We start from the raw sequence: 24,426 nt of genomic DNA, 5'->3' as shown, positions 1-24,426 counted from the left end.
GCTTTCAGCTAGCAATTTAAGCAGAGATTAATATGAAAAAAACGACAATGCTTTCTACAACAGCAATGAGCAGAAACAAAACGCCACTTCCCAAATAATACAAATTCCATTAGCATTATTTATACCAAATTAACGGACAGTGCTGAAGCACCGTCCAATAAGGTATTTTACTGGCATTTAAAATCATGCCGTTAAAATACTAAGATGTAATACATCAGGGAGGATTAGCAATGTTCGTTGTAATGTTTGAATTTGTGGTAAAGGCTGGATGTGAAGAGCAATTTCTATCTGCTTGGCCTAAAACGACGCAAGGTATCTTTCTTTTTAAAGGAAGCTTAGGCTCACGATTACACCGAGATAAAAACGGTAGTTTTATCGCCTACGCTCAATGGCCAGATGAAGAAACGTATCGCCATGCATCTGAAATCGAAATGAGTACTGAATATGAAAAACAGCGCCAATTGATGCGTGAGAGCCTAAATTTAGAATCAACTAAAACACTGTACGAAATGGAAGTGGAAATTGACTACTTACATCGTAGAAGCTTTGATGTATAACAAATAAATTAAGTTCGCCCGCTTTGCGGGCTAGGATGCAAATAAGTGGGCTGACTCGCGCCGCTCGGATTTTAGCCCACGCATCTGCGTCCCTTATTTAAAAGTTAGGCTTTCAGGAGAATTATGAAGTATCTGCAAGGGTTAGTATTTTTAATTGCCACCTCAGTTGGCGTATCAAACGCAGATACAATTTACGATGAATCTAGAGATAGAAATATCCCTATAGAAATCACATATCCGCAAGAAAACGAAGGCTGTAGAAAGAAATCCAAATGTCCGGTTGCTCTATTGAGCGCAGGCTACGGTGTGTCTCATTTAAAGTATACATTTTTAGCTAATCAGCTTAATAACTTAGGTTATCTTGTTATAGCTATTGGGCATGAGCTTCCCAATGACCCTCCACTATCAACGATTGGGAACTTATTTGAAACTCGCAGTGAAAATTGGCGCAGAGGTGCCAAAACTCTTCATTTTGTTAAATCAAATTTAAGTGAACGTCTGGAAAATTATGACTTCGATAATTTGCTTCTAGTTGGGCACTCAAACGGTGGTGATATTTCTTCATGGCTAGGAAATGAAAGCAAACCTTATGTTAAATCACTAATTACTTTAGACCATAGGCGCGTTCCCTTGCCTAGAGATACCAATATAAAGGCATTGTCTATTCGGGCTAGCGATTTTCCTGCCGATAAAGGTGTTTTGCCGTCAGCATCAGAGCAAAACAACTCATGTGTAGTTAAAATTCCTGAGTCACGGCATAATGACATGTCTGATTTCGGTCCTAAGTGGTTAAAAGACAAAATTAATCTATTGGTTCGCGATTACTTGCAAGGACGCTCATGTTCGGCGATTAAGAAAGCCTAACACATTTGAGCCTTGTCCTTCAGTTTGCCTTTGAAGTCTAAACTGAAGGACAAGGCATAATAAGTATCAAGTATCTGTTGGCACTCACTGCGTTCGCTGGGACACAAAAACATGGGCCGCTCGTTATAATAGCCCATGCGTGGTGATCTTCTTACGCCACATACTAACTGGCAGATGTAGCTAAACTTTGTAGCGAAAAGCGTTTAAATGGGCATTCGCAATACGTAGTCAACTTCCAATTAAATTATGATTCTGCTAACGGCGAGCACACCACATCTCTAGTGTGTAACGTGTCAGGTGAGCGCAATCTTGCCTCTGGTATTAACGGTCGTGAGGACGCGTTTGCACAACCCTTCCATTTGCTGGATTAAATTTATACCTATTATCCAGACTTTAATAGCACTATTACATTGCGTGTTCGCAACTTACTCGGTGACGATCAAAAAGTAACGCAGAGCGACGTGACAGTGCGAAGCCGTACTATAGGCATATGGTCAAGCTGAGTTACGAACATCAATTTTAATTCCTGCCGAGACCAGTTCGCTGGGCTTTTTCATTAACATGCTTTGTAACAATTGGCCGCTTGCTGCCTAATTATCCTCTCCGTACTCTGCATTTACACACTTTAAAGTTAAGTCACTCTATTCTGTATAGATTTATTTATACAGGTTTTTGCAAAAATTCAACTTCAGAAACGAGATTGTTAAACTTTTGTATGATATAAGAAATTTAGCCACGTAGTGCCAGTGGTTCTAAAAATCTAGAAACAACTAACAATTAAGTTAGGGAAATCATAGGGAAACCATATGAAAAAGAATAAATATTTGCAGTTAGGATTATGCGCAGTAGCGGTTAATCTTGCTTTGGGCACTTCTTCAGTCGTAGCTCAGGAAGAAGATAACATCGAAAAAATCCGTGTAACAGGTTCAATGATTAAACGAACCGACATGGAAGGCCCTTCACCCATTACCTCTATAGATGCCAGTCAAATAGCCAACACGGGTGTAACAGATTTGATTGGACTATTTGCTAAAATGCCCATCTCTGGGCAGGGGACATTCTCGACTCAGGGGAATAGCAGCGATGACACTGCCAACGGGGGTTCCAGTGTATCACTTCGCGGCCTGGGGGCAGACTCAACACTAATTTTAGTTAATGGACGTCGGGTGTCGGTGTCTCCTTTTGCTAAAGGTATTGATACGGCTTTCGTTGACATAAACAATATCCCATTATCGGCGATCAAACGGGTCGAAATCTTGAAGGATGGCGCCTCAGCAACCTACGGTTCTGATGCCATAGCGGGTGTAATTAACGTTATTCTTAAGGACGATTTTGAAGGCGTAGAAGTATCGGCGAAATACGGAGATACCGCGGATGGCGGTGGCGAAGAACAAAATGTAAGCCTGGTGTGGGGCTCTCAGTCAGATAAAGCGAGCCATACATTTATACTGGACTACTTTGATCGTGAAGAAATTTTATATGGTGATCGCGATTATTCGCGCTCAGCTAATCAAGCGGCATTGCGACCCAACGACCCCGATGCAGTAGATTTTCGTAGTTCATCAGGTATCCCTGGCACAATTGCTCTAAAGGCAGATCCAACTAATAGGCTTATCGATACATTTGGAAGCGACGTTTGTGCGCCGGCAGACCGGAAAGGTGATTTTTGTCGCTATGACTATGCTCCTGTTATGACAATGTATCCCGATTCTGAACGGTTCAGCTTCAATTACATGGGTAAGTATGAAATTTCTCACGATGTAAATGCATTTGTCGAGTTAAATGGCCAAAACGCTAAATCAATTATTCGTGGTGCAGGTAGCCCGAGCTTTGATGAGTTGTTTATGGATGGCGATAATGTTAACCACCCATTTGCTGATATGCCAAGCCATCCCTTTTATCAACAAGATCTTACGATGCGTCGTCGAACTGTGGATATCGGTAATCGAGAAAAACGGGTCGATACAGATTACTACCGCACCATCTTTGGCTTGGACGGCGAGCTAGGTGCTTGGAACTGGGAAGCCGCTTATAGCTATATTAAAAGCGAATCGGTAGAGCGCGGTGTTAATGGTTTCCCGAACTCACGTCGCACCCAAGAAGCAATTGATTCGGGCTTATGGAACCCCTTCGAGCCCTCGTCTAATTCGCAAGCTGCGTTAGATTTTATCGAAACTCAGACCACGCGCGTCGGTAAATCGACTAATAAATCGTTTGATGTCGTTTTTTCTGGTCCCCTTATGCAAATGGGTAGCAGTGATCTAATGCTGGCGGTCGGTGGCGAGTACCGGGAAGAAAGTATCTCAGACAACCCAGATGACCAGTTTTTACGTGGTGAAGTATTTGGAACAGAGGCGACTCAGGCCAATGGTAAGCGTGACTCTACGTCGGTATTTGCAGAGTTAGCAATTCCAGTGCTTGATGAGTTGGAAGTTCAGTTAGCTGTCAGACACGAAGACTACAGTGACTTTGGTACCACCACTGATCCGAAAGTGTCTTTCTTGTGGACCCCGTTAGACAATCTATCCGTGCGCGGTTCGTACGGAACGGCATTCCGCGCGCCGTCATTACATCAAATTGGCTTAGGTCGTACAGATGAGTCTCCTAACCTGGTTGATACAGTCCGTTGTAGCGCGGTGGGTTTGGCCTGTGACCCGATGGAATATACGGCGGTGTTTGAGGGTAACCCAGACTTGGGGCCAGAAGAGTCAACTAGTTATAACTTCGGTTTTATATATGAAATTACCGATGATCTGGACTTTTCATTGGATTACTATTCCTATGACATCGAAAATATCATTACTTCAGACACGCAATTCGTCTTCAGTAACTTTGGAACCGATCCTTCCGTGGTTCAGCGTATTCCCACAGGTGTAAGTGGCGATCCGGGTGAAGTTGTTCGTATCTTTGATTCATTCCAGAACTTAGGCGACTTGGAGACTTCTGGTCTAGATTTAGACCTAGGTTACATGTTGAAAACGGGAACAGGTGATTTCCGTTTTGGCTACGTGATGAACTACGTACTTAAGTACGAAGAATATCGACCAGATGCTTCAGGCGGTAAACGTTTGTTCTTGCAGGAAGGTGAATTTGAACAGCCTGAAGTCCGCTATACATTGTCAGCAGATTGGATGTTGGATGTATGGTCCGCCGCTGTAGCGCTCAACTATATCGGTGAGTTTGATGGTAGCGTCGATGCTGGATTTGGAGACAAAACTGTTGATTCATTTATGACAGTGGATGCCACGGTTAATTTTACAGGCATTGAGAATACCACTTTAACATTAGGTGCGACCAACCTGTTTAATGAAGAACCACCATACAGCCACCATGACTTTTTTGGTTATGTAAACTCAGTACACAGTGGTCAAGGGCGCTTCATGTATGTGAAGGCTTCTTACAAGTTCTAGTATTATCTGTGCTAACTGAATCAAACGGGGCTTTTCAGCCCCGTTTTTCTATGTAAATTCGTCATATAAATTGCAACACCATCGCCATAACAATCTCATACAAACCTCCTATTCTACGCGCGGAAATTAAATAGTCGGACATACTGATTTTTCCGCAAGAAGGTATGAAAATATGAAGCGTTTCAGTTCGCTAGTGGTGGCGGGGGCGTTGGTCACTTCGACTGCGTTAGCGCAAAACAACGACAATTTAAACCCAGTAGGGGACGAAGCTGGCCAAATTAATCAGTAAGCTGCAATTTCGGAGGACAAGATTGATACCATCGCCAATTAAATAGACAACAAGCTTCAGCAGTTCAAAATTTTGAACAAAGAGGTTGAAGGGTTTGAGGTATACAACACCCAGTTAAAAAAGCAGTTGAATAGCCAGAAGCAGGAAATGTCTGCTCTCAATGCTGCTATCGATGAAGTATCAGTGGTTGAACGTCAAATCAGGCCGTCAATGATCCGCAGGATCGATTCGCTTCTGAATTATCGTTCTAACGATAATAGAGTTTAGCGAACACTAATCCGCCCACGGCCCCTGATAAACATTGTAGCGCAAATCCTACAGGCTCTCTTGCACCGGCGATTAGGGTTATGTGCATAATGGGTTGCATGGTAACTAGAACGGTAAAAATTGCCATTCCACCGCCAATAAAAGAAAGTAATGCGGGGGCTGCGATAAATTTAGCAAAAATTACTACCACAATCATCGCGATAAAAAGCGCAAGGCCAATAACTGGAGCGTAAGTAGGCAATAAACCCCAGATGTCTTGAAAAGTAGTGAGCAGCCAGTCAGACACGTTGATATTTATATCGATGTTGACTAAGCCAATCAGCACCATTTGCGTATGCATAACTGCTGCGAGTACAAACGCAACTAGCGATGCGACAATCCACGCTTTAAGAAATTGAATAGTATTGGCCATATCAAGTTTAATTAAACCAAGCGATAATCGTCCTATCATTTCACGGTGTTAACGCTATCACAAGTTTTTAAGAGGGTACGAATGACATTCAAAGAGGCCATAACCGGTGTAGCCCGTATATCATTACTCATTTGCAGTTTGGCGAGCGGGTTTAGTGCAGCCGCCGCCTCCCCTATCCAGATAACTCCACTTGCGGATAAACTTCACCGCCCCTGGACCATGGCAGAGCTGCCGAATGGGGATTGGCTGATTACCCTTAGAGGGGGACAACTCATTAGAGCAAAGGCAGACGGTACTAAAGATAAAATCGAACTCAATTTGCCGGATTTGTATGTTGAAAGCCAGGGAGGATTACTTGATTTTGCATTGGCACAAGACTTTGCACTGTCAGGAACCGTGCTTCTCTCCTTTAGTCAAGGCAATGAAGAAGCAAATCGGTTAGTCGTTGCTTCCGGTAAATTCGAAAACAATGTTTTATCAGACCTGAAGGTGATTTTAAAAGTGACGCCAGATAAAGATACACCTGTCCATCATGGGGGCAGATTGCTCACTTTACCTGATGGGACCTGGTTAGTGACATCTGGTGAAGGCTTCGACTATCGTGAGCAAGCACAAGTTAAAGAAAGTTTGTTAGGCAAAATTTTACATTTCAGAGAAGACGGTTCTCATCCTCAAGAGCCACCATTTCCCACTTCACCCTTCGTCTACACGTTGGGACATCGTAATCCGCAAGGTCTAATTTATGATGAACAAACCAAGCAAGTTATCGCACACGAACATGGCCCCGATGGTGGGGATGAAATAAATATTCTTAGCAAGGGGAAAAACTATGGTTGGCCAGTAATAACGTTAGGCGAAGATTATTCAGGGGCGAGCATATCACCGTTTCAGGCGTACCCAGGGATGGAACAGCCCGTCGTTAACTGGACACCATCGATTGCACCTTCTGGGATGGCACTTTATCGCGGCAACCAATTTCCTGATCTTGAGGGAAAGCTGTTAGTTACCGCACTTAAAGAAAAGGCACTTTATGCTGTTGATTTAGGTGCTGCCCCCCCAACATCGAAGAGAATATTTCCACAGCTAAATCAGCGATTAAGAGATGTGACAGTAAGCCAGGATGGTTCCATTGTAATATTGACCGATGGAGCCAACGCAAAATTACTAAAGATTAGCAGCAACAACATCAAAAATGATTGATAATTAGCCGATACATGCGCTGAATAGCGGTTATAACAGGCGTTGACCTGATTGAAATTTAAATTTGGCGGATAACCCGTTATAATTCCGCCGTTTTATTGAATTCCTGTATCAAGACCGACTCAAAGACAGGATTAACCATGAGGAAGAAATCGTGTTAGAAGATTATCGCAAACACGTTGAAGAACGTGCTGCTGAGGGTATCCCTCCTAAACCATTAAATGCAGAACAGGTTGCTGGTTTAGTTGAGCTATTGAAGAACCCTCCTGCCGGGGAAGAAGACAATTTACTGACGCTTCTTTCCGAGCGTGTTCCTCCAGGTGTGGATGAAGCAGCTTATGTTAAGGCTGGCTTTTTAAGCGCAATCGCAAAAGGCGAGGACAGCTGTTCACTAATCAGCAAAGAAAAAGCAATTGAATTGTTAGGTAACATGCACGGTGGTTACAATATTGCCACTATGGTTGAATTGCTCGACGATGAAGAGCTTGCACCGCTTGTCGCTAAAGAACTTAAGCACACTCTGCTAATGTTTGATGCGTATCACGATGTAGAAGAAAAGCATAAAGCAGGTAATGAATACGCCACAGATGTGATTAAGTCATGGGCAGAAGGTGAGTGGTTTACTGCGCGCAAGAAGATGGACGACAAAATGACTTACACCGTGTTCAAAGTGACCGGTGAAACCAATACTGATGACTTGTCACCGGCCCCTGATGCATGGTCACGCCCAGATATTCCTCTGCACGCGTTAGCTGCGTACAAAATGACGCGTGAAGGACTGGAGCCAGAAGAACATGGCGTCAAAGGCCCAATGAAGCAAATCGAAGCCATCAAATCCAAAGGCCATCCAGTTGCATTCGTCGGTGACGTAGTGGGCACAGGTTCGTCACGGAAATCGGCGACTAACTCTGTATTATGGTTCTTCGGCGAAGACCTGCCTGGTGTACCAAATAAACGTGGCGGCGGTGTATGTATTGGTAGCAAAGTGGCGCCTATTTTCTTCAATACAATGGAAGACGCCGGGGCATTAGTATTTGAAGCTGATGTCGAAAAAATGGAAATGGGTGATGTAATTGATATCTATCCGTTTGAAGGGAAGATTACTAATCACGAAACCGGGGAAGTATTGGCTGAGTACGATTACAAATCTAAAGTAATTTTAGATGAAGTTCGTGCCGGCGGGCGTATCAATTTAATTATTGGTCGTGGCCTAACTGACAAAGCTCGTGAAACGCTAGGGTTAGGCCCTTCTGATTTATTCCGTACGCCAGAACAGCCAAAAGACACAGGGAAAGGTTATACCCTTGCTCAGAAGATGGTTGGTAAAGCGTGTGGCGTAGAAGGTATTCGCCCAGGTACATATTGTGAACCTAAGATGACTACGGTTGGTTCGCAGGACACCACTGGCCCTATGACTCGCGATGAGTTAAAAGACTTGGCATGCTTAGGATTCACCGCTGATTTAACTATGCAGTCTTTCTGTCATACCGCAGCGTATCCCAAGCCAGTTGATATCGAAACTCAGCACACATTACCTGATTTCATCATGAATCGTGGTGGTGTTTCATTGCGTCCTGGGGACGGTATCATTCACAGTTGGTTAAACCGTATGTTATTGCCTGATACCGTGGGTACAGGTGGGGACTCACATACCCGTTTTCCATTAGGGATTTCGTTCCCAGCGGGTTCAGGTTTGGTTGCATTCGCTGCCGCGACAGGGGTTATGCCACTGGATATGCCAGAGTCAATCCTAGTGCGCTTTAAAGGTAAAATGCAGCCTGGAATTACGCTGCGTGATTTAGTTCACGCAATCCCTTTATACGGTATCAAGCAAGGCCTGTTAACTGTAGAGAAAAAAGGTAAAATTAACGCGTTTTCTGGTCGAGTACTTGAAATCGAAGGTCTTGAGCACTTAACGGTGGAGCAGGCATTTGAATTATCTGATGCCTCGGCCGAGCGCTCTGCCGCGGGTTGTACCATCAACCTTTCAGAAGAGTCTATTGCGGAGTACTTGAGATCAAACATCACTATGCTTCGTTGGATGATAAACGAAGGTTACGGTGATCCACGTACCCTTGAGCGTCGTGCACAGAAGATGGAAGAGTGGCTTGCTAAGCCTGAGTTAATGCGCGCAGATGCAGATGCAGAATATGCTGAAGTGATAGAGATTGACTTAGCGGATATTAAAGAGCCTATCGTTTGTTGCCCGAACGACCCGGATGACGCTAAAACATTGTCTGATGTTGCCGGTGACCACGTAGATGAAGTGTTCATCGGTTCTTGTATGACCAACATCGGCCACTTCCGTGCGGCCGGTAAGTTGCTTGAACAATTCAACAAAACGTTACCTACACGTCTATGGATTTCTCCCCCCACGAAGATGGACAAAGCCCAGTTGATGGAAGAAGGGTATTACAATATCTATGGCCGCGTGGGTGTACGTACTGAAATGCCAGGATGTTCACTTTGTATGGGTAACCAAGCACGTGTAGATGCAGGTGCGACGGTACTATCTACCTCTACTCGTAACTTCCCTAATCGTTTAGGCGACGGCGCTAATGTCTACCTGACATCAGCTGAGCTTGCCGCAGTAGGAGCGATTGTTGGCCGTATACCGACAGCTGAAGAATACTTGGAATATGCAAGTAAAATAGACTCAATGGCGAGCGATGTATATCGTTATTTAAACTTTGACAAAATCGAAAGCTTCAAAAAAGCGGAAGACGATGCTAAAGCGAACATCATTCCAACATTGAATGTTGCATAAATAGCCGTATAAACTAGGGCAATAGCCCTAAAAAAAAGCCGGGGCCGAGAGGTGCCGGCTTTTTTATATCTAATGAGAAAGAGTAATATGGAAAAGCATGCATTTTTCGCTATTGTGTTTGTGCTGGTGTTTGGCGTTGGACTGAGCCAAGTTAATGCGCAAAACATCAAATTTGATACCGCTACCGTTATTATCGCAGGAAAACGTTACCAAGTTGAGTTAGCGCAATCGCCAGAACAGCGTGCGCAGGGGTTGATGTTTAGAAAAACATTGTGCGAAGACTGTGGCATGTTATTCCATTTCTCGCCAATCAGACAGGTCGGTATGTGGATGAAAAACACCTATCTTCCGCTTGATATTGCATTTATTAGCAGCGAAGGCGTCATATCGGATATCAAAACAATGCAGCCACACGATTTGAATACAACTATGTCATCAGGAAAAGTAGCGTATGCGTTGGAAATGAACCAGGGATGGTTCAAAGAGCACGCCGTTAAAGAAGGCGATACAATTAATATTGATATGTCAGGCGTAAAATAGCTTGATTGCATATAGGAGAACGTGGTGTCGAAAGCGTTAACAATTGCGAAGTTTGGGGGGACCAGTGTTGCCAATTACGAAGTCATGCAAAATTGTGCTCGTATCGTTATCAGCAATACCTCAACACGGATTGTCGTAGTGAGTGCGGCCGCCGGCGTAACTAATCACCTGGTCCAGCTAGCTCATACGCCACTTACGCAACAACAAATTGAAGAGATTTGCGCGGCGGTGACAAAAATTGAGTTGGCGATATTAGACAAACTACCAAATGCCCTTTCGGTGCAGCCGAAATTAGATGACTTGTTATCAGAACTTCGTTCTCTTGCGTTTCACGAAGAGATACTGAAGCGTGCTGATTTAAAAGATCAATTGTTGTCTTTGGGTGAACGCATGTCATCCCTGTTATTTACCGAAGTGTTATTGGAGCAAGGTGAGCACGCGTTAAATTTTGATGTTCGAAAGGTACTTAGGACAGATAGCGAGTTTGGAGAAGCCACACCGAATATTGAAAAAATTGCTGAACAGGCAGACGCCTACCTCCGACCCGAACTAGCAAAAGCCATTATAGTAACGCAAGGTTTTATCGGTTCTGACGAACAAGGAAGAACGACTACGCTGGGCCGCGGAGGGTCGGACTTTACGGCCGCTTTGCTCGCGGAAGGGCTGGACGCGCAGGTGTGCGAAATTTGGACCGATGTAAACGGCGTCTTTACTACCGACCCTCGTATTACAGCTGCGGCAAAACCCTTGCCCGAACTTAGCTTTGAGGAAGCTGCTGAAATGGCAACCTTTGGCGCTAAAGTGCTGCATCCAGCAACAATGGAGCCAGCTTTACGCAAAAATGTTCGCGTTTTTGTCGGCTCCAGTACAGAACCAGAGAAAGGGGGCACATGGTTAGTAAGAGACTGCAAACACGAACCACCATTCAGAGCCATCACACGCCGTAAAGAGCAAGTAATGGTAACGGTAAAAACCCCAAAAATGATGTATGCGCAAGGCTTCTTACAGCAGGTTTTCAGCATTATTGCGAAGCATCGTTTAAGTGTCGATCTAGTTACCACATCAGAAATTGCGGTTTCGTTTACACTGGATAATCCCGCCAATTCTGTTGCTCATCGACTAAATAAAGAAACCATCGCTGAACTTGAGACTATTTGTGAAGTAAAGGTTGAGGATGGCTTTGATTTGGTTACCGTGGTAGGGAATCATATGCATTCAGCAAAAGGTGTATCCAGTCGTATTTTTGCTGCCATCGCTGAGTACAATTTAAGAATGATTTGTTTCGGAGCAAACCCCCACAATATTTCATTCTTAGTCAATGAGAAAGATAGTTCTGAAATTGTCAGGGTCTTACACCAAGCGTTGTTTGAAGTTAGTTAGACGCTCTATTGTAGCAAGTCGTAACCTACTGCGTAGTTAACCTTATCTGGCAGGAAATCACTCCTGCCAATTCACGTGGTCTTATTTACATTTTAAAATATGATGAGCGTTCAGCTGTGGTCGAATTGTATGAATATTGTGACCACTATCAGACCGCGAAATGGGCTTTTTATTTTCACACTTTCTACTAATACAGTATGTTAGGATAGCCAGACCTCTTTTCCTTATTGGTTACCACAAGTACAAACAACTCCGGCGGGCTAAAAGGCGTGGTTATAATAGTGGCACCGATGTGACCTGTGATAGGAGCGATGGGGCAATTTGACCTTACTAGTTATTCTATTAAGCGTCTATAGTGCTTCGCAGCTTGGACGGGCATATGCGACAGCATCATAGCGTCTTTTTTCATTTTAAAGTGCTAAGTTGGGCGAATGTTGCAGGGTCAATAAGCGCTAGTCCTTTCACTCTATCAGTTTGATTTCTAGTAAACGCCCTCACGACTTACCACCACTGGCGTGAACGACCAAAAATAACCTTAGAATCAAAGGTCATTGTAAACAGTTACTATGTTGTTCGATGCTGCTGCTCTTGTGGTGTGTCGGGCCAAGTAACCTAATCCTGCGCGGGAAAAGCTTCAAATAATAAATCTGTCACTTCGCTCATCTACGACTGGGTGCCATGCGGTTAAATCAGCACGAAACCCCAACTCAGAAGCACGACGTGCTCGCCACTCGGGACGATCTTAGCTTTAAGCTTAATACTGCATTTTAGCAGCATGAATAAATAATGATTTTGTCTTTGCTACTTCTAAAATGAGGTATGAGCTGCACTAATAGATAGGATAAATACATCACTGCAGGGGCGCCATATTCACTTCATACTGAAAGTGGGGTTGTTGAACTACAGCACAAAGGTACTCTGCAGGTAATACAGTACCTTTAATCGGTTACTCGAGAGGTATTATTAAAATCTTCATTCCCATAGCGGCATACGGTATTCGTACCGCTATGGGAAGATTAATTGAAGTGCGCGTTTTAATTAAACTTTGAACTGGCGAATTGACTGTTGCAGCTCTTCTGCCAATCGCGCGACTTCATGGCTAGAATCAGAAGTCTGCTGGGCACCAGCGGTGGTTTCTTCCGCTATACCAACGATAGTCTCAAGTTTTTCACTAATTTCCTGAGAAACGGTATTTTGCTCGCGTGCCGACTGTTCAATTTGAGAACTTACATCGTGTGCTTTGTGTACCGCGTCGGATATCACATCGAGCGCCTTGGTAGCCCGTTCAGTTTGCTCTACACAAACGGCGGTTTGTTCTTTGCCTTGGTTCATTACAGCAACGGCTTTTTCTGCTCCAGCTTGCAATACTTCGATCATAGAGTTGATTTCTTGGGTCGACTCTTGCGTGCGGCTAGCCAGTGTTCTTACCTCGTCCGCGACGACAGCAAAGCCTCGACCTTGTTCGCCCGCCCGTGCAGCTTCAATTGCCGCATTAAGTGCTAACAAATTCGTCTGGTCGGCAACGCCTCTGATAACATCCAAGATACCACCAATACTTGCGCTATCTTGATGTAACTTATTAATAACGCTTGCCGCCTCTTCTACGTCTTTGGCTAACACTTCAATGGTATTGCGGTTTTCAATTGAGATATTACGAACATTTTCGGCTTCGGCATCAGCATGACGAATCTGGTTTAAGGTATCTTCTGCATTATTCATTACCAGTTGCGACGTCGAATGCATTTCCGTTGTCGCGGTAGCAACTTGTGCAATCTGAGACTTCTGGTCCTGAATTGAATGTGTGGTTTGTGCGGTAACTGCTGAAGTCTGTTCAGAGGCTGCCGCAAGCTGTTCAGCACGGGTATTAATGCCAGTAATCAGATTCTTAAGGCTACTAATAAGCGTATTAATGTTGCGTGCGAGCTGACCAAATTCGTCTTTGGATTTTATGTCTAGGGTTTGGGTAAGATCGCCAGAGGAAGCAATATTAAGTAAATGATTTACGCGATTGAGCGGACGAGTAATCGCCACCACCGTGAAATAGCCAATTGCCGCGCCGATTGCTAATGAGATTAATACCACAACAATAACGATAATGTTTCCGTTAGCAACCCGTGAAGAAACCTGCTCTTCGATTTCAGCCGCCTTGTCTTCAGCCAAGGTAAGGAGCTTTCTCAATTCAATAATGGCTTGTTGAATATTTTTATCAGAATTGTTTAGCGCAACTTCTGAAGCATTTCTGTTTTCAAGACGTTCCACATGTAGCTGCAACACCCCACCATTGCCTGTTATCGCATCGAGAGCGTTATTAACTAAATCATTTATTTCTTCTAAGGAGCCGTCAGCTTCTTCCCCGTTAGCGGCATTATTCATATTGTTTAAACGTTCGCGTACGTTATCTACCACCAGGGTTACTTCATTACCTAACGTTTGCGCTCTAACCAGCGTTTCTGTTTTAATGTACTCAGATGTTGCCGTCAGAAGGGTAAGTAAAGAGGTTTCGAGGGTACTACCAATTTCTGCTGCAGCGGTTAAGTTTTCACTGTTTTGTACGGCATCTAAATCGCTGAAATCCAAGATGTAGGTAGCCGCATCATCGGCACCGTCTTCGGCGTCGCCAATCTTGTCGGCTATGGTATTGCGAAGCCGCATGAACGTGCGGCGGTTGTCATACATTTTTTCTACATTGGTAACGTAGTTATCGTAAGTAGCCTTTACATTAGAGAGAGTTGATTTTAACGCTTCATCGTTGGCGACGGCAGTAGCTAATTGGGAATATTCCTGCTCGAATTCTTCCTTCCCTCGACTATACGCCTGGTACTTTTCCTCGAGGCTATCAAGACTTTCTTCTATATAGGCTTCAAACGTAATCCTGCCCATATTTAAAAAACTGGCCTTTAAAGAATTACTGCCATCTAAAGTTGGAATGGCAAGAGTGTTTACCTCTTCTGTAGCGGAACCCACAGAGTTGAGGTTATACAATGAAGATATGCTGATAATAATCAACAGCAAACACATGATGATAAAACCACCGATTATTCGCATCGCAATTGTAACTTTCATCTACACCCCTCTATGGCCCGTTTTTATTTTCATGAACTGGCGATTAAAATTATTTGCAATTTTGACAAAAAATTACGAAAAATTCACTATCTCTCCGTACTGGATTTGCGCATTAGGTATGGAATTTGAAAGCTTCCACAAATTTTTATCGACATTACAACAGCATACTTTACATTCTTCAGCATAAAAAAGTTATATTTAGAGTCCGCGTTGTAAATTAATCAGCACTAACTGAAATATAGTCCAATGTTTCCACTCGCAGCGCGGTCATTTTTTGGCCCCAAACATACCCTGTGTCCAGGCCGATAAAATGCTTAGAGGAGCTTAATCCGTTTAGCGAAGCCCAATGACCAAATATTACCTTATGCGTAAGCGTTCTCTGCTTTTCTACCTCGAACCAAGGCGTCAGGTAATCAGGTGCATCGTCAGGATGACCACTGTTCTCAAAATCCAGCTGATTTTCACTGTTCAAATATCGCATGCGCGTGCACGCATTGATAATGAATCTATTTCGCGGCATGTCCTCTAGGTTAGCTGACCATATCCGAGGTTCATGACCGTACATATTATTTAGCAGCGATTGCCACTGTTTACCACGTAAAATCTCGCTTATTTCGCTACTAAAGCCCATTAATTCGTCTACCGACCAAAATGGGTAAAGCCCAGCGTGAACCATCACGAAACTGTTATTTATTTTCTGTGCTAGGGGAAATTGCCGTAACCAATGGACAATATCAGGCAGTTTTATGCTATTCAGCAGTGGCTCAAGCCTATCGCTCTTCCGAGCCTGTTTAAACCCTTGGGAGACTGCAAGAAAGTTAAGGTCGTGGTTACCTAACACAGCTTGAAAGTTATCGCCCAAACTCATCAGGTATTCTGCTGTGCCAAGGGAGTCACTGCCCCGGCCGATGAGATCGCCTACCGCATATAAGCGGTCTTGTTGAGGGTCAAAATCAGCTTTTTGAAGTAGCTTCAACAAACCAGCTAAGCATCCCTGAATATCCCCCACCACTAAGCTCTGTCTCGCCATATTTTTACTTTTTACTTTTTACTTTTTGTTTGTTTTTTTGTTCAGTTTACAATGTTAGGCACGGCAAGGCTGAACACGTCGATCGGAACGCGAAAAATAGACTCATCCTCGCGTTGCATCTCGTAGTAGCCCTGCATACTACCCACCGGGCAATCGATAATCGCCCCACTGGTGTACTCAAACTGTTCTTTCGGTTTTAGCGTGGGCTGTTTACCGACCACACCAGCACCTTCCACTTCCATCGATTTACCATCTGCATCGCAAATGAGCCAATATCGGTTTATCAACTTAACTATTTCATTGCTTAAGTTAGTAATAGTGACATGATAAGCGAAGGCATATTTTTGTTCAGTCGAAGCAGGGTGATCCGGTAAGTAACGGGCACTCACCTCTACTCTGACTGGCGGATCGGAAATTTCGTCCATTACATTTCCTTTTTAAAAACTAAATTGGCTAGTTGTGCAAAATCATCCAAAGAAAGCGTTTCCGCTCTGGCGGTGGGTGCGAGCCCCAATGAAATAATTTCATCTTCGGTAACAGAGTCTTTTAAGCTATTGCGGATGGTTTTCCTGCGTTGGTTAAATGCTTGTGCGCATATCCTTTCCAGAATATTAACAGAACTCACAGTTACTGGCGGAGTTTTATGAGGTATTAACCTGACGATGGCCGAATCAACCTTCGGTGGAGGCACAAATGCATGAGGCGGCACCTCTAACACAGGCATGACTTGGCAATAATATTGTGCCATTACCGAAAGTCTGCCGTAGTTTTTTGAACCTGGCCCTGCCGCCAAACGATTCACCACTTCCTTCTGCAACATAAAATGCATATCAGCAATGCAATGCGCAAAGTCGAACAGATGGAACATCAATGGTGTTGATATATTGTAAGGCAGGTTTCCAAACACTCTTAAAGGCGTGCCTGAATTAGGTAAATTTGTAAGGAGCGCTTCAAAATCTAGCGTTAGTGCATCCTGTTCGACCACATTCAATTTGTCAGCATGAAAGGGGTGATGACGAAGACGCTTTGCCAAGTCACGGTCAAGTTCAATGACAGTTAACGCTGACACTTCCTCACACACAGGTTCTGTCAGTGCACCTAAACCGGGACCTATCTCCACCAGGTTTTCTCCCTCACGGGGAGCAATCGTAGCGACAATTTGGCCAATTACATAGTCATCATTTAGAAAGTTCTGACCAAATCGTTTGCGGGCTGTGTGCCCTAAATGCGTTTTATTCATTTTTCTGTTTAGCTAAATTAATGGCTTGAGTTAGCGCTTGTTGAAAACTGCCGGTATCTGCCAACCCACTGCCAGCCAAGTCTAGAGCTGTGCCGTGATCGACCGAAGTGCGAATAAAGGGTAAGCCTAGAGTAATATTCACCGATGCGCCAAACCCTTTATACTTAAGTACAGGCAAACCTTGGTCATGATACATCGCTAATACGACATCTGCCTGCTCAAGATACTTAGGCTGGAATATTGTATCTGCTGGCAACGGCCCCGTAATTAGTATGCCTTCCGCCCGCAACTCTTCAAGCGCAGGCGTAATTGTTTCAATTTCTTCTCTTCCAAGATGACCGTCCTCCCCCGCGTGCGGATTCAAGCCACATACGTATAAATGAGGACGCGAAACGCCAAACTTCGTTTTGAAGTCGTTATCGATTATTCTGATCACTTTGTGTAGGCGATCACGCGTGATGGCCTTGGATACGTAAGCAAGCGGAATGTGTGTCGTCGCTAAAGCAACATTGAGCCCTTCAGTGGCGAGCATCATCACTACATCAGCGGTCTGAGATTGGTGGGCAAAGAATTCAGTATGCCCGCTAAAAGAGATGCCGGATTGGTTGATTATGCCTTTATGTACTGGCCCTGTTACGACGGCATCAAAGTGACCTTGTATATTAGCCTCACAAGCTAAACGTAATGTTTCTACAACATAATGGCCGTTATTATGGTCAAGCTTTCCTGGCTGCACCGTTGCATTTAAAGGAACATCATAAACAATAAGCGAGCCGGGAGGCGCTGGTGCGATATCATCAGCGTTGAAAGGAATTATGTTTAACGATAAACCTAATAGTTCAGCCCGCTCAGCGATCAATTCCGCATTCGCAAATACGACTAGCTGAGCAGGCCATGCGCGCTGCCCGAGTGCGATGATAAGATCCGGACCAATCCCAGCAGGTTCGCCGGGAGTGACCGCAATTCTTAATGTTTTCATAAAAGCTTCAGACCCTACTCAACTACTTCAATGTAGGCTTGGTCGCGCATTTCTCTTAACCATGCCTCAGTCTCCTCCTGAAACTTTCGGTTATACAATAGCTGATAAGCTTTATCTTCTTTTCGTTTTTCCGTGGCATCGTCTACACGACGGTCGAGTAATTCAATCAGGTGCCAGCCGTATACCGAGCGGATAGGTTCGCTGAGTTCGTTTGGCTGCAAGTTAGCCAGCGCATCTCGAAAGGCCGGCTCGTATTCGCTCGGATCTCTCCATCCTAGCGCTCCACCTTTGAGAGCGGAGCCAGGATCCTCCGAATATTCCTTTGCTAACTCGGCAAAAGTGGCCTCTTCAGCCTTAATTTGTTGTTTGAAGTCAACTAGCATTTCTTTGGCTTTATCTTCGCTTAATATAATAGATGGTTTAATGAGGATATGACGGGCGTTAACTTCTTCTACCGTAATGGTTTCGATACCTCGGGTATCCAAAATTTTTAAAATATGAAAGCCTGCTCCACTTCGAATGGGGCCGATTAATTCATCTTTCGATTTGCCTTGTACGGCTTCAGCAAACAATGTTGGCATGGCGTTGATATTCATCCAGCCCATGTTACCTCCTTCAAGGGCATTTCTGCCCGAAGAAGAGGCTATGGCTATTTTAGCAAAATCAGAATCTTTCTTGAGAAGCGCTAACACTTTATCGGCGCGATCTCTGGCCGCCGAAATGTCTTCATCACTTGGCTGGGAGGGGAAACCTATTAAAATATGTCCTAGCTCGTATTCAGCCTGTTCTGCACCTTGTTGGTCAATTAGCTTTGTCAGTGTACCTATTTCTTGCGGGGTAATATAAACACGGCGACGCACATTCGCTCTGCGCACCTCACCCATAATCAGTTCTTCGCGAACATTTTCTCTATAAGTGTCGTAACTGATTCCGTCTTGCTTTAGTTGATTGCGAAGTTCTTCGATAGAAACATTTTGATTCTGCGCAATATTTTGTATAGTTTGCTCTAACTGAGGGTCACTGATCTGAATCCCCATTCTTTCAGCCATTTGCATTTGCAAGCTCTTCATAATTAACCGTTCTGTGACCTGGGTGCGTAAGGCCATATCTGAAGGAAGGGTTTGATTATTAGCCTCTGCGTTTCGTTTTACTTCATTTATCAATGCGGTAATTTCGCTTTCCAGAATCACACCTTTGTCAACGATAACGGCAACTTTGTCCAAAACAGTTTCTTGGGCAAAGGCGAGATTAATTAAAAATACGCCCGCTAAGAGCACTTTACTAATGAACTTCATATTTTCTCTTTTTATTGGTTAACTATACAGCGTCCTAACCTGAGCGGAAGCTACGCGTAAACTAATTTAAACTATATGGCTGACGATAGCCAAACATGCCTTCTTCAAGCATGCTTCGTGAGGATTTTGATGATCCCATACCTTTGAAGATAAATTGTAAAGAAATACCCGAATCAAACTCTTCAGTTGTTCTCACACCATCGGCTGTAACACGGTTGCTTAAATGCCGTTGGCCCACCAGTCTGACTGCCCAACAACATGACTCATATTGAAGGCCAAAATAACTTTCAACGCTTCTTTCCAACGACCGATCTCGATAAGTTCGACCTACCCAGTGCAATGTCTCGGTAATGGGCCAACTTATAAGCATACCAATCTGATCGATTTTTTCACCGGATAGTTGCCGAATGTAACGATGACTAAGTTGTATGAGACTTTTTTCATCTTTGCGATATTCAATACTGGTACTGCTACGATCAACTTTATCGGTCTTGGTGGCTATCTGAACATCGGTGTGTGTATACCATCGTGAACCTAACTTCCAATCTAACTCTGCGGCAAGCGCAGAACGGTTTTGATCTTTAACCGCGGCCAGCACCTTATTTTCTTCAAGGTAGAATATCTGACCCACGCTGATAACAAATTGTTCCCTATCTGACTCATCAAGTATTCTCGAGGTGAGTCCTAGGGTAAACTGGTTATTATCACTTATTCTGTCTAGACCAGTGAATTCCTGCCCTCTAAATAAACCATCTACGTCTACAAGGAGCGGTGTTGTGTCATATCGACCAATCATCGTTTGATCCTCATATGAGGTATATAGATATTGCAACTTTGGTTCGAGAGTCATGGTGCTGCTTTTATCTAACCACTGTTGTTCTCGCTCAAAATAAAGCGCACCAAACAGCCTGAATTGGCCTAAAGTTCGAGTAACCTCTTCTGCTAGATCGGTTTGTTCAATATTTTTCTGTTGATAATACGTATTCAGCAATGAGGCTTCAGCGCTAAACTCTCCCCACACCTTGCGATAGGGCAAGGTCAGGGTAGGGGCTAGGTGCCATCTTAATGCCTCAGGTGTATCCAAAGCTGTACTATCAAAGTAGGCTAACTCTGAATTAAGTGAAAACTCAAATAGGCTTCCGAGCTCACTAAAATAAGCCAGACGAAACTCAGGTAAAGCGCGGTAGCTATCTTCACTTTCACCTAAAGTAACAAAGTCCAAAACGCGGAAGTCCATGATCAAATTCTCTGAAAAATAATCCATGCTTGCGGAACGGTATAAATGGGTGTCTGCCCGATTATAAAAATCAGAGCCGAGGTCAATAATGTAGTTATCATCACTTACCCCGTTAATATCCGCATTAATGAACCAGTTTCCTGTCAATTTACCTTGGTGATAAAATCGGTAAAACCAGCGGTCAGTATTATTTGCAAACTCTCGGTCGTCCGGCAGATATTCCAGGTTTATTTGACCGTAACTCATTTCGGTTAAATAACGGTATTCATTTTTTAACTGGATACCCCGCCGCGTCATGATGCGTGGCGAAATAGTAAAGTCGTAATTAGGGGCGATGTTCCAATAAAAAGGTTGTTCATAGTCAAATCCCGTCATCGACGAACTGCTTATTTTGGGAAATAATAAACCGGTCTGACGTTGGTTACTCACAGGAAATGCAAAATAAGGCAAATAGAAAATTGGCACATCACCTACATAAAAACGCGTACTTTTGGCCTGGCCCCATGCTGTACCCTTTTCAATACTAATTTCTGATGCTTCGATATGCCAATCCGGGCTATCTAATGGGCAGGTAGTAAAGCTCACATCAGATAATATTAGCCCTCTGGCGCGGTCAAGTTGGATTTGTTGGGCAGCACCATGACCTGGTTGACCATTAAGTTGATATTGACTGTTTTCTATATTCAGAGAGTGATTTATCGAATCTACCGATATGGCATCACTAGTGACGCTTAAATCTGTATCCAAATAGCGGACATTGCCTGTAGCTTGAAGTTTTCGGCCATTTTCACTTACCTTCGCTTCTTCAGCGCGTATAGTCGCACGATCGGAATAAATACTGACATCGCCCTTAAATTCGGCTAACTGTTTGCTGACGATTTGGGCTTGATCAGATTTAACTTTTACATGCCCTTGGGGTTGGAGACTTAGTTCAGAAGGCGACACTGTATACACAGGGCAAAGTGCAAACTTATCCTCATTTCTGTCTATAGACGCATCCTGTTGAGCAAAAACTGGTGCCGAACTAAAGAAGGCAAACAATACATGTAAACGAAAAATATTCATGAAAAGGTGAGTGGCCTGCTTTTTTGCGCCGTAACCTGAGTACCAAGTTACAATATATTTATTTATTAAACGAAAGTATCTGCCAATTCTAAGCACTTCTGCTGTAATTACCAACCACCTTTGAACAAATATACTTTAAAAAGCACAAAAAAAGTGCTTATCGACAAATATTGCCCTGACGGAATTGTAAATATCTGAATTTGACTTGCTAATAGAATGCTCCAACCTTATAACATCAAACTGTGTACACGTGTTGAAAATAGGAGCGTAGTCGAATGCCAATTTGGGGAAAAATCCTGGGATTTATATTTGGACTTATGTTTTTAAAAATTCCCGGTGCAATCCTTGGGCTAATTATCGGCCATTTTTTTGACCGCGCTTATAGCCAGGATTTCAGTCAACTTGGTGGGTTCGGGCGTTTCTTTACTGATCAAAACTCACTAAAACAACAAGCTATTTTTTTCCATAGTTTATTTGCGGCCCTTGGGCACTTGGCTAAAGCAGATGGCAAGGTGACCGACCATGAAATTAAGGTCGCTACGGCATTGATGGATGAAATGCAGCTCTCTGGTGACGCTAGGCAAGAAGCTCAGCAGGCTTTTAGAGAGGGTAAATCCGCAGATTACCCTATCGTGGATACATTAAAAAGTTTGTATGACAATTGTCATGGACGACGGGACATTTTGCAGGTTTTTCTTGAAATTTTGATCCAGTCTGCATTTGCAGATGGAAATTTGTCACCGCCAGAATATAAGGTTTTGGAAAAAGTAGCCAAACCCCTTGGCTTTAAACGCAGCGATCTTGACTATTTGGTTTCTATGTTTGAAGCCGAGGTAAGATTCAGACACCGAGGCGATCAACAACGAAGAAATTATACGGAGCAACAGTCCGTTAGTGACGCATACAAAATATTGGGCGTGGGTCCAAACGATGACGAAAAAATGATCAAGCGAGCGTATCGCAAACGTATGGCAGAACATCATCCAGATAAACTGGTCTCCAAAGGTTTGCCGCAACAAGCACTGGATATAGCCAAACAAAAAACTCAGGACATTCAACAGGCTTACGAATTAATTAAGCAAAAGCGTGGGTTTTGATTAAGTGTCTGAACTCATCACCCTCTCTCAATCAAATGAAACCCATATTAATGAATTTATTGATATGTTGTGGCTCGAAAAGGGACTTAGCGATCATACTCAGCAAAGCTACCGTACCGATCTGACAAAGTTAGCCCTATATTGCCAGCATAAAGGAATAGATGATATTACTGTGCTTAGTCAGCAGCACATACAGGATTTTCTGCATTTTAGAGAACAACAAGGTATTTCTGCAAGAAGTAGGCAACGCGGATTAAGTGCCATGCGCGCATTCTTTGTATATTTGGTGGCAGTGCATAAACGCGGGGATAACCCGCTTAGTAAAACCCGAGGCCCCAAACTTCCGCAATCGTTACCTAAAACGCTGAGTGAACAAGAAGTAGAATCGCTACTCGATGCGCCTGATACCCAAGAACCAATAGAATGTCGTGATCGCTGTATGCTGGAAGTACTTTACGCAACCGGGCTTCGGGTAAGTGAACTGATCGGGCTGCGTATGGGACAGGTTGGTTTACAGCAAGGCGTAATAAGGGTGACGGGTAAGGGGAACAAAGAGCGTTTGGTACCGTTGGGGGAAGATGCAATAGATTGGTTGGAAACCTATTGTAAGACTGCGCGGCCAGAGCTCATCAAACACGCCACAGACCTGTTATTTGTAAGTAAACGCGGGGGGCAAATGACCAGGCAAACATTTTGGCACCGCGTGAAGTATTACGCAGTAAAAGCTGGTATTAAATCGAGTCTTTCACCCCATACGTTAAGGCACGCCTTCGCAACTCATTTACTTAATCACGGCGCAGACTTGCGGGTCGTACAAATGTTGTTAGGACACAGTGATCTGTCGACAACCCAAATCTACACGCATGTTGCCAAGGAACGGTTACAGAATCTTATTCATCAGCATCACCCCAGAGGATGAACCGCTTTTTGTGCGAATAGTTCCTGTGCTACTATTCGGTAATTAGGTAAGGTTTATACGAATCAAAATCGAACGTAATCGTTCCCAGGAGACAGTGCTTGAAAAAAGTAATTAGCGTATTGGCAGGAATGCTAACATTAATAAACTTCGCGTCGTTCGCCCAAGACGATGAATTTAGCATGGTAAGAAAAAAGATTGAAAGTATTGGTCTTGGTGTGGAAGCTATAGCAGATGCGCCTGTGGAAGGCCTGCTCCAGGTGACCACTGAACGTGGACTTTTCTATATCAGCGAAGATGGTAAGTACTTACTTCAAGCGCGTATTTTCAACGTAGAAGAAGGTATGCGCAACGAAACGGAGCTCGCGCTTGGAAAATTACGTTTAGAAGGCGTCGAAGAGTTATCTGACTCAGTAATCGAATTTAAAGCTAAAAACGAAAAACATGTAGTTCATGTGTTTACCGATACAACGTGCGGATATTGCAGAAAGTTACACAACGAGATTGGTCAGTACAACGATGAAGGTATTACGGTTCGCTATCTGGCTTTTCCTCGGGCCGGATTGAATACTGATAATCACCAGGAATTAGTGTCTGTGTGGTGCGCAAACAATCCGCAAAAGGCAATGACCGATGCGAAGTCTGGTGATTCTGTTCAGACTAAGACCTGTGATAACCAAGTAGCTGAACATTATCAACTAGGTCAGAAGCTAGGTGTAACAGGCACACCCGCTATAATTTTGCCTTCGGGAATGTTAGTTCCAGGATATCAGCCGGCAAATATTCTAGCGGAAGCGCTTAACCGGAGCCGTTAGTCT

At 43.8% G+C, this 24,426-nt stretch carries 19 protein-coding genes and 1 pseudogene; 12 read left to right on the top strand and 8 right to left on the bottom strand.

From position 1 onward, the window contains the following. The first annotated feature begins 230 nt into the window (after positions 1 to 230). The 5 genes and pseudogenes from OPS28_RS01525 to OPS28_RS01505 all read left to right on the top strand — a co-directional run bounded on the left by OPS28_RS01525 (position 231) and on the right by OPS28_RS01505 (position 5,387). Positions 231 to 557, top strand: a complete 327-nt coding sequence (locus OPS28_RS01525) for an antibiotic biosynthesis monooxygenase family protein (protein ID WP_265607656.1) — start codon at positions 231 to 233, stop codon at positions 555 to 557. Positions 558 to 680: 123 nt separating this feature from the next. Further along, positions 681 to 1,421 carry an alpha/beta hydrolase gene (locus tag OPS28_RS01520; protein WP_265607655.1) on the top strand — a complete coding sequence of 247 codons (741 nt, stop codon included), beginning with the start codon at positions 681 to 683 and terminating at the stop codon, positions 1,419 to 1,421. A gap of 194 nt (positions 1,422 to 1,615) precedes the next feature. Then, a pseudogene (locus OPS28_RS01515) lies at positions 1,616 to 1,944 on the top strand (TonB-dependent receptor); the annotation flags it as partial. A 283-nt stretch (positions 1,945 to 2,227) separates the two neighbouring features. Then, positions 2,228 to 4,831, top strand: coding sequence for a TonB-dependent receptor plug domain-containing protein (locus tag OPS28_RS01510; RefSeq protein ID WP_265607654.1), 2,604 nt, complete (start codon positions 2,228 to 2,230; stop codon positions 4,829 to 4,831). Between the two features lie 331 nt (positions 4,832 to 5,162). Beyond that, complete coding sequence (locus OPS28_RS01505; RefSeq protein ID WP_265607743.1) at positions 5,163 to 5,387, top strand: DUF3450 family protein; 225 nt, start codon at positions 5,163 to 5,165, stop codon at positions 5,385 to 5,387. Here OPS28_RS01505 and OPS28_RS01500 read toward each other — a convergent pair. After that, positions 5,368 to 5,838: a hypothetical protein gene (locus tag OPS28_RS01500; RefSeq protein WP_265607653.1), complete on the bottom strand. Its 471-nt coding sequence runs from the start codon at positions 5,836 to 5,838 to the stop codon at positions 5,368 to 5,370. The genes OPS28_RS01505 and OPS28_RS01500 overlap by 20 nt on opposite strands. A gap of 42 nt (positions 5,839 to 5,880) precedes the next feature. Here OPS28_RS01500 and OPS28_RS01495 point away from each other — a divergent pair, with 42 nt between their 5' ends. From OPS28_RS01495 to lysC, 4 genes are all read left to right on the top strand, one after another. Next, a complete protein-coding gene (locus OPS28_RS01495; protein ID WP_265607652.1) occupies positions 5,881 to 6,999 on the top strand; it encodes a PQQ-dependent sugar dehydrogenase in 1,119 nt (372 codons plus the stop codon). Positions 7,000 to 7,153: 154 nt separating this feature from the next. Further along, positions 7,154 to 9,766, top strand: a complete 2,613-nt coding sequence (acnB, locus tag OPS28_RS01490) for a bifunctional aconitate hydratase 2/2-methylisocitrate dehydratase (protein WP_265607651.1) — start codon at positions 7,154 to 7,156, stop codon at positions 9,764 to 9,766. A gap of 87 nt (positions 9,767 to 9,853) precedes the next feature. Continuing rightward, the gene (locus OPS28_RS01485; RefSeq protein ID WP_265607650.1) at positions 9,854 to 10,306 is read left to right on the top strand and encodes a DUF192 domain-containing protein; all 453 of its coding nucleotides are present in this window, start codon (positions 9,854 to 9,856) and stop codon (positions 10,304 to 10,306) included. 24 nt (positions 10,307 to 10,330) lie between these two features. Continuing rightward, a complete protein-coding gene (gene lysC, locus OPS28_RS01480; protein ID WP_265607649.1) occupies positions 10,331 to 11,686 on the top strand; it encodes a lysine-sensitive aspartokinase 3 in 1,356 nt (451 codons plus the stop codon). Positions 11,687 to 12,724: 1,038 nt separating this feature from the next. Here the strand turns inward: lysC and OPS28_RS01475 are convergent. From OPS28_RS01475 to OPS28_RS01445, 7 genes are all read right to left on the bottom strand, one after another. Further along, positions 12,725 to 14,749, bottom strand: coding sequence for a methyl-accepting chemotaxis protein (locus OPS28_RS01475; RefSeq protein WP_265607648.1), 2,025 nt, complete (start codon positions 14,747 to 14,749; stop codon positions 12,725 to 12,727). Positions 14,750 to 14,966: 217 nt separating this feature from the next. Continuing rightward, positions 14,967 to 15,779, bottom strand: coding sequence for a symmetrical bis(5'-nucleosyl)-tetraphosphatase (locus tag OPS28_RS01470; RefSeq protein ID WP_265607647.1), 813 nt, complete (start codon positions 15,777 to 15,779; stop codon positions 14,967 to 14,969). Between the two features lie 41 nt (positions 15,780 to 15,820). Continuing rightward, positions 15,821 to 16,204: a Co2+/Mg2+ efflux protein ApaG gene (gene apaG, locus OPS28_RS01465; RefSeq protein ID WP_265607646.1), complete on the bottom strand. Its 384-nt coding sequence runs from the start codon at positions 16,202 to 16,204 to the stop codon at positions 15,821 to 15,823. After that, on the bottom strand, positions 16,204 to 17,019 hold the full coding sequence (rsmA, locus tag OPS28_RS01460) for a 16S rRNA (adenine(1518)-N(6)/adenine(1519)-N(6))-dimethyltransferase RsmA (protein WP_265607645.1): 816 nt from the start codon (positions 17,017 to 17,019) through the stop codon (positions 16,204 to 16,206). The genes apaG and rsmA overlap by 1 nt, the downstream gene beginning before the upstream one ends. Continuing rightward, positions 17,012 to 17,998: a 4-hydroxythreonine-4-phosphate dehydrogenase PdxA gene (gene pdxA / locus OPS28_RS01455; RefSeq protein ID WP_265607644.1), complete on the bottom strand. Its 987-nt coding sequence runs from the start codon at positions 17,996 to 17,998 to the stop codon at positions 17,012 to 17,014. Before pdxA ends, rsmA begins: the two co-directional genes overlap by 8 nt. A 14-nt stretch (positions 17,999 to 18,012) precedes the next feature. Beyond that, positions 18,013 to 19,293, bottom strand: a complete 1,281-nt coding sequence (surA, locus tag OPS28_RS01450; protein ID WP_265607643.1) for a peptidylprolyl isomerase SurA — start codon at positions 19,291 to 19,293, stop codon at positions 18,013 to 18,015. A gap of 61 nt (positions 19,294 to 19,354) precedes the next feature. Further along, the gene (locus tag OPS28_RS01445) at positions 19,355 to 21,595 is read right to left on the bottom strand and encodes an LPS-assembly protein LptD (RefSeq protein ID WP_265607642.1); all 2,241 of its coding nucleotides are present in this window, start codon (positions 21,593 to 21,595) and stop codon (positions 19,355 to 19,357) included. A gap of 275 nt (positions 21,596 to 21,870) precedes the next feature. Between OPS28_RS01445 and djlA the strand changes: the two genes are divergently transcribed. The 3 genes from djlA (at position 21,871) to dsbC (ending at position 24,423) form a co-directional block, all read left to right on the top strand. After that, positions 21,871 to 22,692, top strand: coding sequence for a co-chaperone DjlA (gene djlA, locus OPS28_RS01440; RefSeq protein ID WP_265607641.1), 822 nt, complete (start codon positions 21,871 to 21,873; stop codon positions 22,690 to 22,692). A gap of 4 nt (positions 22,693 to 22,696) precedes the next feature. Further along, on the top strand, positions 22,697 to 23,611 hold the full coding sequence (gene xerD, locus OPS28_RS01435; protein ID WP_265607640.1) for a site-specific tyrosine recombinase XerD: 915 nt from the start codon (positions 22,697 to 22,699) through the stop codon (positions 23,609 to 23,611). Positions 23,612 to 23,739: 128 nt separating this feature from the next. Further along, on the top strand, positions 23,740 to 24,423 hold the full coding sequence (gene dsbC, locus OPS28_RS01430) for a bifunctional protein-disulfide isomerase/oxidoreductase DsbC (RefSeq protein ID WP_265607742.1): 684 nt from the start codon (positions 23,740 to 23,742) through the stop codon (positions 24,421 to 24,423). Positions 24,424 to 24,426 lie beyond the last annotated feature (3 nt).

The sequence above is a fragment of the Alteromonas sp. ASW11-130 genome (genome assembly GCF_026183735.1).
In the GTDB taxonomy this organism is placed as follows: Bacteria; Pseudomonadota; Gammaproteobacteria; order Enterobacterales; family Alteromonadaceae; genus Alteromonas.
This window is presented reverse-complemented; position numbering and strand designations above follow the sequence as displayed.